This is a genomic window from Allomuricauda sp. d1, from assembly GCF_039592695.1.
Lineage (GTDB): Bacteria > Bacteroidota > Bacteroidia > Flavobacteriales > Flavobacteriaceae > Flagellimonas_A.
Map to the genome: position 1 here is coordinate 821,150 of NZ_JBBUTK010000001.1, position 13,964 is coordinate 835,113.

Below are 13,964 nucleotides of genomic sequence, written 5' to 3' on the forward strand. Positions count from 1 at the left end.
TAGTGTATGAGTAGTAGCGGATTTCTACTCGCAAACCTTTCGGTTTTGCACCGACTCTTGTTTTTATATTTATACTTTCATCTTATCACTTAAACTGCCATTACTTATACACCGTGTTAGCGTTTGTTATTTTTGTTAACCTGATTTTAATAATTCCATTCAATAGGTTTCCTTTCGGAACTACAAGCCATTTCGGGTTTTTGGTAAGGGTTGTTTATAAATTCTTCGGTGATGTCAAAAAGACATGGATTCAAAAAACTGTGGCTCTCGTCCAGAAAAATGACTTCATAACCATTCGTCAAATATTTAAGAGCTTCAGTTGCGTTACTTGGTGGCGTGACTTGATCTAGGCTGCCCGATATCATTAACGTAGGGATTTCAGAGACAACGGGTTGGTTTTCAATATTTGTCGCTCGGTAGGAATGCCAATCCGATAACAACTTGTAGGCCGAATTATGAAAAGAAAAAGCGGATTTAAATTCGGATTGCTCTATTGCCATATCTAAATCTGGCTTATCAAAGAAAGGAAGTTCTTCATAAGCATTCACCGAATAGTTCATTGGAAAATTAAAGAGGCTATGAAAGGATTCGAAAGTCCTTATAAACTCAATGACCGGTTTGGAATCGTTATTTTCTAAAGCCTCTATAAATAAAGGGATATTGCGGATTGAATGACGGCTGTATAGCGATACAAATAGTAATATAAAAGCATCATGTGAATTAAGAACGAACTGACTGCCTTTATAATCAAAACGCAAAGGTTCCGTCTGCATTTTTAACAGTACTTCTTGCAGGCGTTCTTTTAGATTGGGGTATCTGCTATTACAACCTTTACTTTCTTTGCAATTCTGTAGAACAGCTAAAAGTGATTTTTCAATGCTTCTTACCCTATCTCCGAACAGATTCGATTCTGGTGGAAATACTCCTAGCAGGATGGTGCTTCGAACGCTTTTTGGAAAGTCTCGCATAATGGTCAACCCCAACCTTGAACCATAGGAAGCTCCATAAAGGTTCCATTTTTTATAGCCCAAAGCTTTGCGCAAATCCTCAAAATCAGCGGCAATCTCCCTACTGTTATATCCTTCAAGATCAACTCCTTTTTGTTGAATCTTTTTTTTGCATTCTGTCAATAGGTCTGCTGTAGCTTCATAATCCTGTTTCAAGTTATAGTCCTTTGCCATTACGGCAAACATTGCGTCTCCAATATTTATGCAATTCGCTCCAGATGCCCCCGTCCCTCGTTGATCCATAAGGACAATATCTCTATCGTTACGTAAAGGGTGATCTGCCCAAAACTCTTCCATTATCAAGGTAGCCCCTCCAGGTCCACCCTGCAGATAGACAATTGGCGCTTTTGTCGAATCGGGATTTTTCGCCTTTAATACTTTGTAAACTAGTTGAAGGTTTCTAGAATTTGGGTTATTCCTGTTTTCAGGAACCTCTATAATTCCGTCTAAGACTTTCCCTTGAGAAGTTTTATCGCAAGCAAACAAGATAACCAGTAGAAACAAAATTGTGCTTAGGCGTATATACATGAACTGGGTTTTGTTATCCTGATGAGTATTTCATAATAAACGCTAATGTTTAGATATGGTCTCGTTTTTTTTAAATGTGCTATATCGACCGATAACGAAGTTCGCTGATTTTTTAGTTAGAATCAAGGGGTTGATATTCATTTTTATATGTGAACTGCTAACATTTGATTTCCCTAGAAATGAGGGTATAAACAAAATAAATACTGGTTTTTTTAGTTTAGATATAACATCCAAATCCTAAAACCTACTTTGCCGTGAGACGCCTTAAAATTCTCTTCGGAAGCGCCATACTGATTTTTCTTTCATCGATCATCATCGCATCTAAAGCGACAGATGAAGAAAAGAATCTTACCCGTATTGAAAATAACCAATTGGTGGCGGTCAACAAAAACGTGGATAAAAAGGCCTTAAAATTGTATTTGGAGAGGCAACAACAGTTAAAATTCGAAATCCAAGCGTATTTTGAGAGGGCCATAGCTAAAGGCGATATCGTCGGAGCTGGGGTCAGTATAGTGCAAGGGGACTCAATAATATTATCTGACGGATTCGGAAAAAGAAGTGTAGACGGAACGAAAAACGTGGATGGAGAGACCGTATTTCGGTTGGGTTCCTTATCCAAAGGTTTTACCGGGGTCTTGGCCGCCAGTTTGCAATCTGAGAATGTACTGGACTTTAATGACAGGGTTACGGAATATCTACCGCAATTTCAATTGGGAACAGAGGCCAATACCCAAAAGATTACCCTGGCGCATATTTTATCACATTCCGCGGGTACACCCTACCACAGCTATACCAATCTCGTGGAAGCGGGTCTGCCCATGACCGAAATCGCTTCCAGGTTTCATGAGGTCACTCCGATAAGCGAACCTGGTTCCACCTACAGCTATCAGAATGCCCTATTTGCCTTGAGTCAAGAAGCCATGAAAGAAGCCACGGGTGATAACTTTACAACGCTCTTGAAGAAACGGTTTTTTATCCCTTTGGAAATGAAAAACGTTTCCATGGACTATAATACCTTGTCAAAGGCCAGCAATGTGGCCCTGCCGCATTCGAAGCGCAGGAACGGATGGAGAAAATTACGGCTCAATGACCATTATTACAATGCGGTTGCAGCAGGGGGCATCAATGCCAGCTCATCTGACATGGCCAAGTGGATGCGGTTTCTTTTGGGCCATAATCCCGAAGTTTTTTCCCAATCCGCCATACAAGAGGCCTTTTGCCCAACTGTTTCCATAAGCTATAATCGAAAATATTACCAAAAATGGCCTGGCCATGTGCGTTCACAATATGGTTTTGGTTGGCGTATCCATACCGTGAAAGAGAAAGAAACAGGCACGGAAAAAACAATTTGGCATCACGGAGGTAGCGTAAACAATTATCGCAACGAGATTGCCCTTTACCCAGAAGAGGATTTGGGTATTTGTGTGCTGCTCAACTCCAATTCAAAAATTGCCAGACATGTTATTCCGGATTTGTATGCTTTAATGCAAGAAGTTTTTGCAGATACCCCCGAAAGTATACTTTAAAGCACCACCCCTTAATCCCATCCAAGGAGGGGAGGCCCAGATAATCTATTTGCTATTTTTTTCAGCAGTGATACAGAGTGAGGTTTTTTCCAACCAAAATCTAGTGTAATTGTCCCCTTGAGGGGACAGCGAAAAAAGCTTAGCTTTTTGAGCAGGGATGCTGTAACTCGATTCTTTGAGTGGTTCTTCACATCCCCCATCCGCCTCTGGCGGATTGCCCCCTTCAAAGGGGGAATCGATATTCAAATGTTTTTTGCCAACCAATCTCCGACTTCCGATGTTTTATAGGCTTTTCCGCCTTCGGCTAGATCTTCGGTGACCACACCTTCGGCCAGCGATTTGTAGACCACCCTTCGGATTTCATCGGCTTCCTGCTGCAAATCCATGTCCTCAAACAGCATGGCAGCAGACAACACGGTCGCCAACGGATTCGCAATATCTTTGCCCGCTGCTTGGGGGTACGACCCATGAATGGGTTCGTATAGCGACACCGTACTCCCCAACGACGCCGAGGGCATCAAACCCATGGAGCCTGATATCACAGAGGCTTCATCCGTAAGGATATCCCCAAAAAGATTTTCTGTGATCAATACATCATAATCGCTGGGCCATTGCACCAAACGCATGGCCACGGCATCGACAAATTCGTATGAGACCTCCACTTTGGGATAGTCCTTTTCCATGGCCTGGATTGTCTCGCGCCACAAACGTGAGGATTCCAATACGTTGGCCTTATCGACACAGCACAATTTTTTTCGGCGTTTTTGTGCTGCTTCAAAACCTTTTTTGGCCAATCGCTTAATTTCCTCCCGGGTATAGGTGCAGGTATCGTACGCAGTTTCACCATTGTCCTCACGGCCACGCTTGCCAAAATAAATGCCACCGGTCAATTCCCTGTAAAAAACCAAGTCCGTTCCTTCAATGCGCTCACGCTTCAAAGGGGATTTATCAATTAAGGATGGAAAAGTAAAGGTGGGACGAACATTGGCGAACAGTCCCAATTTCTGGCGCATTTTCAACAACCCTTGTTCAGGGCGCACTTTGGCCGAGGGGTCATTGTCGAACCTCGGATGGCCGATGGCCCCAAAGAGCACTGCATCCGAACTGGCACAGATTTCATGGGTTTCATCAGGATAGGGGTCACCGACCGCATCAATGGCGGCTGCGCCAACGAGTGCGGACTCCCAAGTGATTTTGTGGCTGTGTTTTTGGGCGATGGCGTCACACACTTTTACGGCTTGATCTATGACTTCGGGTCCGATTCCATCTCCGGGGAGTAGGGCTATTTTTAGGTTCATTTTTTATGGCTTTACGCCGTAAGCATTACGCTTTACGCAATAGCTATATTCGAAAAGCGTATGGCGCATAGCGTATAGCTCAAAGCTATTTTTAAATCAAATTCAACATCTTTTCAGTGGCTTTGATGGCCGATACGGTTTGATCGGAGTCCAATCCTGTGGTGACAAAATCATTTTTGGGTGTTTTCCAGGTGATCATGGTCTCACAAAGTGCATCGGAACTGCTTCCCGGGGGAATCCGAACGGCATAATCCACCAGTTTGGGTAGTTTGTTTCCTCGTTTCTCATAGATTTTTTTAAGAGCGTTCATAAAGGCATCAAATTGTCCGTCGCCTTGGGCATTTTCTTCATACGAATCCCCCTCAATATCAATGGATAGGGTAGTGGAGGGCATTAATCCCTTGGCATGGGTCAGCACATACGATTTTATGAACACCTTTTGTTGAAAGGCACTGCTGTCGAGCACATCTGAAATGATATAGGGCAGGTCTTCTTTGGTGACCCGCTCTTTTTTGTCACCGAGTTCAATAATACGCGCCGTCACTTTCTTCAGCTCCTCATCGTTGAGCGTCAAGCCAAGCTCTTGTAAATTTTTTTGGATGTTGGCCTTGCCTGACATTTTGCCCAGTGCATATTTGCGTTTTCGACCAAATCGCTCGGGCATCAAATCACTGAAATAAAGGTTGTTTTTATTGTCTCCATCTGCATGTATACCAGCAGTTTGCGTGAAAACATTGTCACCGACAATGGGTTTGTTTGCGGGAATGCCAAAACCCGTAAAGGTAGACACCAATTTGCTCACCTTGTACAAGGAGGATTCCACTACTTGGGTGGTTACATCGGGCATAAAATCGTTGATGACAGCGATGGTACTTGCCAACGGTGCATTACCTGCACGTTCGCCCATGCCGTTGACGGTCAAGTGCAAGCCATGGCAGCCTGCCTTCAGTGCTTCCATGACGTTGGAGACACTCAGGTCATAGTCGTTGTGCCCGTGAAAATCAAAATGTGTATTTGGGTAACGCTTGACAATTTTATCAATGTATTCAAAAGTTTCCGAAGGCGTCAGAACCCCCAAAGTATCGGGCAGCAAAATACGTTTGATAGGCTGTTGGGTCAGAAAATCCAAAAACTGAAAAACATAGTCTTGGGAATTGCGCATGCCGTTGCTCCAATCCTCCAAATACACATTGGTCTCAATATTGGCCTGTTGTGCCAATTCGATGACTTCGGCAATGCCCTTAAAATGTTGCTCGGGTGTTTTCTTCAATTGGTGCTTCAGATGGTTCAAAGAGCCTTTGGTCAATAGGTTTTGTACCTTGGCTCCAGCTTTTTGCATCCATTTTATGGAAGCCCCGCCATCCACAAATGTCAACACCTCCACTTGGTTGATTTTGCCATTTTTAGTGGCCCAATCCGTGATGTTTCGTACGGCTTCAAACTCTCCTTCCGATACACGTGCAGAGGCTACCTCGATGCGGTTTACCTGTAGTTCATCAAGCAAGAGTTTCGCCAATGTGAGTTTTTCGGACGCTGAGAAGGAGACCCCTGAGGTCTGTTCACCGTCACGCAGCGTGGTATCCATGATTTCAATGGCCCTTTTTTTCATGGTGTTCTTACGGATTTTCTAAAAGGGACGTTGCTCGGCAAAGTCTTGAATTTCATCTTTCATGGCCACGAGATAGTCGATGTCATCATACCCATTGAGCATGTTGCCCTTTTTATAGCTGTTGATGTCAAAGGATTCGCTTTCGCCAGTAGTTAAAATCGTGACTTTTTGCTCGGGGAGGTTCACCTCGAACTCCGTATTGGGGTCATTCTCGATAGCCTTAAAGATTTTATCCAGAAAATCAGCACTCACCTGTACGGGAAGCACCCCGATATTGAGACAGTTGCCCCGAAAGATATCCGCAAAAAAACTGGAAATCACACAGCGAAAGCCATAATCATACACGGCCCATGCCGCATGTTCACGAGAGGAACCGGAGCCAAAGTTTTTTCCGCCCACCAAAATCTTGCCACTGTAGATTGGATTGTTGAGAACAAAACTCTCTTTTGGGGAGTCATCAGGATTGTAACGCCAATCCCTAAAAAGATTATCCCCAAACCCTTTGCGTTCCGTAGCTTTTAAGAATCGGGCTGGAATGATTTGGTCGGTATCCACATTTTCTATGGGAAGCGGAACCGCCGTACTTTTTAATATTTCGAATTTATCGTATGCCATAATAGTAGACGTTAGATGCTAGATGTTAGACATTAGACGAGCTCGGGTTTGAGCAGCTTCCGCGGATCCGTGACCTTTCCAGTGACTGCTGTGGCCGCTGCTACCAACGGACTTGCCAAAATGGTGCGTGCTCCGGGTCCTTGTCTGCCCTCAAAATTCCGGTTTGAAGTACTGACCGCCAATTTTCCAGCAGGAATCTTATCATCATTCATTGCCAAACAAGCCGAACAACCGGGTTCTCGCAGTGAGAATCCAGCTTCCGTTAAAATATCCAGAATACCTTCTTCCTTGATTTTTTCTTCGACCACATGCGAACCGGGTACGAGCCATACTGTGATGTCATCCGCTTTTTTTCTACCCTTCACCACTGAAGCAAAGGCACGAAAATCTTCGATACGTCCATTGGTACAGCTTCCCAAGAATACATAGTCCACTTTCTTGCCCATCATGGGTTCACCTTCGGCAAAGCCCATATAATCCAATGACTTCTTGAAGGTAACTTCATTGGCTTTTGCTTCCTCGGCAGAGGGAATATGTTTCGTGATACCCACGCCCATTCCGGGATTGGTGCCGTAGGTGACCATGGGCTCGATTTCCAAGGCATGAAAATTGAATTCCATGTCAAAAACTGCCCCATCATCGGTCTTCAGGGTTTTCCAATACTCCATGGCATTGTTCCAATCAGCACCTTTTGGGGTATATTCACGGCCTTTGATGTACTCAAAGGTAGTTTTATCGGGAGCAATCATGCCGCCGCGAGCCCCCATTTCGATACTGAGGTTGCAAACGGTCATTCGCCCTTCCATGGTCATATTTCGAAACACTTCGCCTGAGTATTCCACAAAATGGCCTGTGGCACCCGAGGTGGTCAATTTAGAAATGATAAAGAGTGCGACATCTTTTGGTGTAACGCCATAACCCAATTCGCCATCGATATTGATGCGCATCTTTTTGGGTTTTGGCTGCATGATGCATTGGGTGGTCAACACCATTTCGACCTCAGAGGTGCCGATGCCAAAGGCTATGGCCCCAAAAGCACCGTGGGTAGAGGTATGCGAATCACCACAGACAATGGTTGCCCCAGGCAATGTGATGCCGTTTTCAGGGCCAATAACATGCACAATACCATTTTTACGGTGGCCAAGCCCCCAGTGCACAATGTTCCACTGGGCCGTGTTTTCTTTTAATGCCTTCAATTGGTTGGCCGATAGGGGGTCAGCAACTGGCAGATGTTGGTTCAAAGTCGGTGTATTGTGGTCGGCGGTCGCAAAGGTACGTTCAGGATACAACACCGAATTACCCCGCTGTTGCAAGCCCAAAAAGGCAACCGGACTCGTCACTTCATGAATGAAATGGCGGTCAATGAAAAGCACATCGGGGCCGTTTTCAATCTTTCGGACCACATGTGAATCCCAAACTTTATCAAATAACGTTTTCTTCATAGAAAATCATGTTTATCCCAATTTTTGAAAACAGGGAAATCGTTGTAAAAACAAGCTCCAAACTTACAAAAGAGCCTATCTAGGGCGAAATATTTTCCTGTAAAATTACGATACCCAAACCCACATCGAAATTGTCAATAGCTACTCTTTGATTTTTCCCAGCCCAAGAATACCCAGTTTAACATTTTAATTTTTCTGTTAACAGAGTGGTAACGTTGCGGTATTTTATTGATTGGTAATTTGTCATACAATTCATAGTAACTTAAAACAACTACCAATGAAAAGATGTTACCTTAAAATTTTAGTTCTTATTTTGATTATCGGGCTTAGTGTGCCATTTCAAGCCCAGGCCCAGCTTGATTTGCCAAGGGGCAGTCAAATGGCCAAAGTCTCACAGCGCATCGGTATCACCGATATCACCATCGTGTACTCACGACCCAGTGTCAATGAGCGTGAAATTTGGGGGCAATTGGTGCCTTACGGTATGAACAACCTCGGTTTTGGCACAGCCACTGAGTCGCCATGGCGGGCCGGTGCCAATGAAAACACCATCTTTAAGACCGAAAATGATATTTCTGTGGAAGGGAAATCATTGCCCGCAGGTAAATATGGACTTCACATGATTGTGAACGAAGATAACACGGCAATAATCATTTTTTCAAAAAACCATGGGGCTTGGGGAAGCTATTTTTACGACCCTGCCGAAGATGCTTTGCGAGTGGATGTCACCACCAAAGAAATTCCGCATGTGGAGCAGTTACGGTTTGATTTTGATGAAGTGGATGCTACTTCTGCACTCGCTACCCTAAAATGGGGCAAGAAGGCCATCCCTTTTAAGGTAGAGGTACCCGTAACCAATATTGTTTTGACGGATATTCGTTCAAAACTGCAGACACAGCCAGGTTTCAATCGTCAGTCGTGGGAGCAAGCGGCCAATTTTGCATTGAACAATGATGGGGATTTGGATGAAGCCCTTGGATGGGTTGACGCCGCCATTGCCGGACAGTTCTTCAGCCAGAAAACATTCAATAACCTGGCCATCAAAGCACAGATTTTGGCCAAACAGGAAAAAACTGCCGAAGCTGAAGCCATCATGGAAGAAGCATTGCCCATGGGCACCGTATTTCAAGTGCATGGCTACGGCCGTCAATTGATTGCTGCTGGAATGAAAGACAAGGCTCTAGAAGTCTTTAAATGGAATGCCAAGAACCATAAGGATACTTGGCCTGTTGATTACGGCCTTGCACGCGGCTATTCCGCTGTGGGTGATTACAAGTCGGCATTAAAGCATTTAAAAGTAGCCGAAGGGCGTGCACCGGACACGCAAAACCAAACTGCGATTGCGGCCAATCTTGATAAACTACAGGCAGGAACGGATATCAACTAACCTTTTATTTTTAGACTATTGGAAGGCCCGGTCTTACGATTGGGCTTTTTTACTTACTCAATAATTGAGATTTAAAATGCCCCGACGCTTATAATAAGGAATCCTTTCAATGCGTCGTGTCCCAATACCTATCGGGATTGCCCCGAAGTCGTTTACTTGATGACAAAGCCAATTCTCTGTTCAGTGATATTCGAAGTGTTGTTTTCCTTTTTCAAATCTGTGTCAAAAAGATGGTTCAGGTTATTGCCCGCCAAATCTTCTAAGATGGGGTTTATGAAAATGTTGTATTCACCATTGGCCCAAGCAGTTTCTGGACGGAATTCCATCATTTTTTCCTTCTCGGTTAAACTCAAGACACCCTCAACAATCGTATCTCCTTTGTAAATGGCAATGCTTTCTTGGGCTAGAATGGCATCCAGCGGTTCTTGAAAGTCAATTTTGAGTGGGCTTACAGTGTTTTTCTGTGGAACAGTAATCATCCAGTTTTCAGCATTTGGCTTTTGCACATCTCGTGCAGCCACATAAAAGTGCTTGGAATGAGATTGCAATAACGAAGTGCCTTGACTTGATTTCCAATCTTTATTTATGACCAGTTCGTAGTTGTGATTCTCTTTCAGGGGAAGCCCTTTTTCTGTATTGGGAATAAGATCAGTTTTTATGCGACCAGGATCAAGCCAAAGCGTTAAGCGTTGATGGTCATTGTTCCAAAGCTCCGCTTCCAGCTCTAAAAAAGGAGATACTTCTTTATTTTCGGTTTCATCGAATACTGTTATAAAGTCAGAAGGGCTTCCCACATGTTGCATGGGCTGTGAGAAAATAAAATACATTTTTAAAAGGTTAACGGGGAGGGTATCACGGCTCGGATAAATAGTTAAAATCTCAGGGGCTATATTGGTTTCGACGGGCTCAACCTTAAATTTCGCAATGGCTTCACCCTTATAAGCAATTTGATATTCTTGATAACTTGAAAAAGGAACAACAGGAGTGAAAAGATGACTGCTCTTATCTGATTTCAGCTCTCCCAAAATTGGAGTATCAGAATTGCCCACCAAAAAAAAGTTCAAACTGTCAGAATCGCCTCGATGAAAAAAGGCAACACTGACCGCTTTACCATCTTGAAAGTTTACTGCGACCGAAATCGGTTTTTCTGCCTCTTGGCATCCCAATAGAATTCCAGCATAAAAAAAGACCAAGAAAACCTTGATCCTTTTTTTTACCCGATTATGTTTTTTTACATCCATTTAGTGCTTCGGCTTCTCAACAATAAGTCTCCATTTGATGTGCGTTGTACATACAGTACTTGATTCTCGTCCAGAAGGTCCATTTGCAATACATAAGGGAAGGGTAGATTGTCATAGGCCACTCCGGTTGCGACTGCAAATTCTTCTACGGTTTCTGTGATAGAATCCTTGAAATTGGCAATGTCACCATAATCAATACGCATAACGGGGCGATTATTGTTCGACATCAAAAAGTATTTCTTACCATCCTTTTTATACGAAATCATATCAAGCGGTGAGTTGCCAGAGCCAAGTTCTGCAACAGTGCGGCCCTTGTTATGGGTGCCATCTTTTAAGTCCTCCATTGGAAACAAAACCAAGGGAGTACAAGTATAACTTGCCATGAGATATTCTTTGTTGTCAATTGATATCACATCAAAAGTTTTGATTGGCGCATGGGTTTCATATTGCCCATGTGCTGCGTGCCAAACTTCCAGTGACGTAGAGGATTGACTTTCGTTGAATGGAAAAGGAATGCTCCTGAAGGTTGAGGCGAATTCTTTGTTCGATAGGCCAGAGACCAACACTTTGCCATTATGGTACTTTAAATCTGAAATCGCCCAAACCCTTTGGGGCCTATCCCATTTGTCTTTTACATTTTCACCAATTGGATTTTCTAAACTGATTTTTGAATGACTGACTTCTTTCAGTGAAACGTTTTCAAGTTTTTCTCCAGTTAATTTCAATAGAACAGGTGTGCCATCCGTAAGATGTATGGAAAAATAGACTGTTTTTGAAATCGGGTTTACTGCCATGTCGCTGATTTCAACATTATCTGGTGTTGTGCCCAGTGAAGCAGCTATTTTTTCATCAAAACCCTCAATACGTACCTCTTCAGAACTTGATTTATTGGTCTTGTCTTGGGTATCCAGTGCATAAATGGCAGCATTTTTCGAATCTCCAATAAATAAGATGCCCTCTGGACCAAAGCTTAGGGAATTGATGGATTTAATCTCAGGATTACCGTAGGTAAATCCTGCAGTAAGGTCAGATGGTGCTGTCTTTAGGTTGGCTGAAATGGCAATAAAAGCAAACACCATTAGGATTGTTGGAAAGATAACTTTTTTCATGTTGATTAATTTTTCCTGAATGTATCAACTTTTAAAGCTACTGATAGTCAACAATTTGTTAATTAACTGATATATCCCCAAATCGCTTTATCTTTTGTCAACTGGACATACGCCATTCGAATGGGTAGGTTTTTCGATTTTTCCAGTTTTGGGTCATCTTTTAGAAGTTGAATAGCGTGGTAGCGGGCGGATTTTAAAATTTGGTTGTCTTTGACAATGTCGGCAATACGCAGATTGAGCAATCCGCTTTGTTGGGTTCCCATTAAATCCCCTGGGCCGCGTAGTTTTAAGTCCACTTCAGCGATTTCAAAACCGTCATTTGTTCGGCACATGGTTTCCAGTCGGGTTCTGGCCTCTTCAGATAATTTATGCCCCGTCATCAAAATACAGAAACTCTGTTCAGCACCACGGCCCACACGCCCACGCAATTGGTGCAATTGCGACAATCCAAAACGTTCGGCGCTTTCAATAATCATGACCGATGCATTGGGTACGTTGACACCAACTTCAATCACCGTTGTGGCCACCATAATTTGGGTTTCCCCTTTAACGAAGCGCTCCATCTCATAATCTTTGTCTTTGGTTTTCATTTTACCATGCACGATGGAAATTTGATAATCGGGCAGGGGAAACTCACGAACAATACTTTCATATCCATCCATTAAATCCTTATAATCCAAGGCTTCACTTTCTTGTATCAGGGGATAAACAATATAGATTTGTCGCCCTTTTTTGATCTCATCCTTTAGAAACCGAAAGACCTTCAAGCGGTTGGAATCGTAGCGGTGCACGGTTTTCACGGGTTTACGACCGGGCGGCAGTTCATCGATGACCGAAATATCCAAATCCCCGTAAAGGCTCATCGCCAAAGTTCTTGGAATTGGCGTGGCGGTCATCACCAAAATATGGGGAGGAATTTTGTTTTTCTTCCAAAGTTTAGAGCGTTGTGCCACTCCAAAACGGTGCTGCTCGTCGATGATGGCCAGACCCAGATTTTTGAATTGCACTTTGTCTTCCAAAACGGCATGGGTACCCACCAAAATATTGAGATTGCCATTTTCCAATTGATTATGAAGCAAGGTGCGTTCCGACTTTTTGGTAGAACCTGTCAATAGGGCCATTTTGACCTCCATCTTGCCCAAGAGCTCTTTCAGACCATTGTAATGCTGCTGGGCCAGTATTTCGGTAGGTGCCATCAAACAGGTCTGAAAACCGTTGTCGATGGCTATGAGCATACACATAAGGGCCACGATGGTCTTGCCCGAGCCAACATCGCCCTGAAGCAAACGGTTCATCTGGGCACTGCTGCCCATGTCGGCCCGAATTTCTTTGATGACCCTTTTTTGGGCGTCGGTCAATTCAAAGGGCAGATGCTCGTTAAAAAACGAATTGAAATGGTCACCAACAGTACCAAATTGAAAGCCTTTAATCTTTTGTTTTCGAAGGGCTTTTTTTGAGAGCAATTGCAATTGAATGAAGAACAACTCATCAAACTTTAAACGGAATTGCGCCTTTGCCAACAATTCTTGACTTTTAGGAAAATGGATGTTCAACAACGCATCTGACCGGTTCAACAATTTCAATGATGACAGCAATTCTGCATTCAGCGTTTCCTCAAAATTTCCTTTGGAATCCAACAACAATTGCTGTTGCAGTTTGCTGATGACCCTGTTGGTGATGCCAGAGGTGCTTAATTTTTCTGTGGATGGATAAATCGGTTGCATAGCCACTTTGAGTCCGGTCTGATGGTTTTTGAGCAGTTCCATCTCAGGGTGGGGCATAGAATAAGTGCTTCCATAGCGATTGACCCTGCCAAAAACTACATAAGGTTCGTTGAGTTTTAGGTTTTCACGAATCCATTTTTGCCCTCGAAACCAGACCAGTTCCATTTCACCTGTATCATCAACAAAAGTGGCCACCATACGTTTGCCCCGTTTTTGTTCCACCGTTTTTAAATGGATGATCTTGCCCACGATTTGAACATCGGCACCACTGTTTTGCAACTGGTTGATTTTATAATAGGAAGTCTTGTCGAGATAGCGATTGGGATAGAGTTGCAGCAAGTCTGCGTAGGTTTCGATACCCAACTCGGTTTTTAGAATGTTGGCTCGATTGGGCCCAACCCCTTTGAGGTATGCAATGGGAGTTTTCAGAAAATTGGAACTCATCTGACGAAATTATGTAATTTGGATTGACTTTTGC

At 43.5% G+C, this 13,964-nt stretch carries 10 protein-coding genes; 2 read left to right on the forward strand and 8 right to left on the reverse strand.

Annotated elements, in window-relative coordinates:
• Nucleotides 1-146: 146 nt before the first annotated feature.
• Entirely contained in the window at nucleotides 147-1,535 is a 1,389-nt protein-coding gene (locus tag AAAH86_RS03860; RefSeq protein WP_343486183.1) for an alpha/beta hydrolase, read from the reverse strand.
• Between the two features lie 254 nt (nucleotides 1,536-1,789).
• Here AAAH86_RS03860 and AAAH86_RS03865 point away from each other — a divergent pair, with 254 nt between their 5' ends.
• Nucleotides 1,790-3,061, forward strand: a complete 1,272-nt coding sequence (locus AAAH86_RS03865; protein ID WP_343486184.1) for a serine hydrolase domain-containing protein — start codon at nucleotides 1,790-1,792, stop codon at nucleotides 3,059-3,061.
• A gap of 242 nt (nucleotides 3,062-3,303) precedes the next feature.
• Here the strand turns inward: AAAH86_RS03865 and leuB are convergent, their stop codons facing one another.
• From leuB to leuC, 4 genes are all read right to left on the reverse strand, one after another.
• Complete coding sequence (leuB, locus tag AAAH86_RS03870; protein WP_343486185.1) at nucleotides 3,304-4,359, reverse strand: 3-isopropylmalate dehydrogenase; 1,056 nt, start codon at nucleotides 4,357-4,359, stop codon at nucleotides 3,304-3,306.
• Nucleotides 4,360-4,450: 91 nt separating this feature from the next.
• The gene (locus AAAH86_RS03875; protein ID WP_343486186.1) at nucleotides 4,451-5,968 is read right to left on the reverse strand and encodes an alpha-isopropylmalate synthase regulatory domain-containing protein; all 1,518 of its coding nucleotides are present in this window, start codon (nucleotides 5,966-5,968) and stop codon (nucleotides 4,451-4,453) included.
• Nucleotides 5,969-5,986: 18 nt separating this feature from the next.
• Entirely contained in the window at nucleotides 5,987-6,583 is a 597-nt protein-coding gene (gene leuD, locus AAAH86_RS03880; RefSeq protein WP_343486187.1) for a 3-isopropylmalate dehydratase small subunit, read from the reverse strand.
• A 32-nt stretch (nucleotides 6,584-6,615) separates the two neighbouring features.
• The gene (gene leuC, locus AAAH86_RS03885) at nucleotides 6,616-8,025 is read right to left on the reverse strand and encodes a 3-isopropylmalate dehydratase large subunit (protein WP_343486188.1); all 1,410 of its coding nucleotides are present in this window, start codon (nucleotides 8,023-8,025) and stop codon (nucleotides 6,616-6,618) included.
• Nucleotides 8,026-8,302: 277 nt separating this feature from the next.
• Here leuC and AAAH86_RS03890 point away from each other — a divergent pair, with 277 nt between their 5' ends.
• Nucleotides 8,303-9,412, forward strand: coding sequence for a DUF2911 domain-containing protein (locus tag AAAH86_RS03890; RefSeq protein WP_343486189.1), 1,110 nt, complete (start codon nucleotides 8,303-8,305; stop codon nucleotides 9,410-9,412).
• A 152-nt stretch (nucleotides 9,413-9,564) separates the two neighbouring features.
• Here AAAH86_RS03890 and AAAH86_RS03895 read toward each other — a convergent pair whose 3' ends face one another.
• The 3 genes from AAAH86_RS03895 to recG all read right to left on the reverse strand — a co-directional run bounded on the left by AAAH86_RS03895 (nucleotide 9,565) and on the right by recG (nucleotide 13,930).
• Nucleotides 9,565-10,653, reverse strand: coding sequence for a hypothetical protein (locus AAAH86_RS03895; protein ID WP_343486190.1), 1,089 nt, complete (start codon nucleotides 10,651-10,653; stop codon nucleotides 9,565-9,567).
• Nucleotides 10,644-11,762, reverse strand: a complete 1,119-nt coding sequence (locus AAAH86_RS03900; RefSeq protein WP_343486191.1) for a hypothetical protein — start codon at nucleotides 11,760-11,762, stop codon at nucleotides 10,644-10,646. The genes AAAH86_RS03895 and AAAH86_RS03900 overlap by 10 nt, the downstream gene beginning before the upstream one ends.
• Nucleotides 11,763-11,824: 62 nt before the next feature.
• The gene (gene recG, locus AAAH86_RS03905) at nucleotides 11,825-13,930 is read right to left on the reverse strand and encodes an ATP-dependent DNA helicase RecG (RefSeq protein WP_343486192.1); all 2,106 of its coding nucleotides are present in this window, start codon (nucleotides 13,928-13,930) and stop codon (nucleotides 11,825-11,827) included.
• Nucleotides 13,931-13,964: the final 34 nt, after the last annotated feature.

Coding starts and splice junctions, on each gene's coding strand:
- leuB (WP_343486185.1), bottom strand. CDS start 4,359: ATGAACCTAAAAATAGCCCTACTCCCCGGAGATGGAATCGGACCCGAA.
- leuD (WP_343486187.1), bottom strand. CDS start 6,583: ATGGCATACGATAAATTCGAAATATTAAAAAGTACGGCGGTTCCGCTT.
- AAAH86_RS03900 (WP_343486191.1), bottom strand. CDS start 11,762: ATGAAAAAAGTTATCTTTCCAACAATCCTAATGGTGTTTGCTTTTATT.
- AAAH86_RS03875 (WP_343486186.1), bottom strand. CDS start 5,968: ATGAAAAAAAGGGCCATTGAAATCATGGATACCACGCTGCGTGACGGT.
- AAAH86_RS03860 (WP_343486183.1), bottom strand. CDS start 1,535: ATGTATATACGCCTAAGCACAATTTTGTTTCTACTGGTTATCTTGTTT.
- AAAH86_RS03895 (WP_343486190.1), bottom strand. CDS start 10,653: ATGGATGTAAAAAAACATAATCGGGTAAAAAAAAGGATCAAGGTTTTC.
- AAAH86_RS03890 (WP_343486189.1), top strand. CDS start 8,303: ATGAAAAGATGTTACCTTAAAATTTTAGTTCTTATTTTGATTATCGGG.
- recG (WP_343486192.1), bottom strand. CDS start 13,930: ATGAGTTCCAATTTTCTGAAAACTCCCATTGCATACCTCAAAGGGGTT.
- leuC (WP_343486188.1), bottom strand. CDS start 8,025: ATGAAGAAAACGTTATTTGATAAAGTTTGGGATTCACATGTGGTCCGA.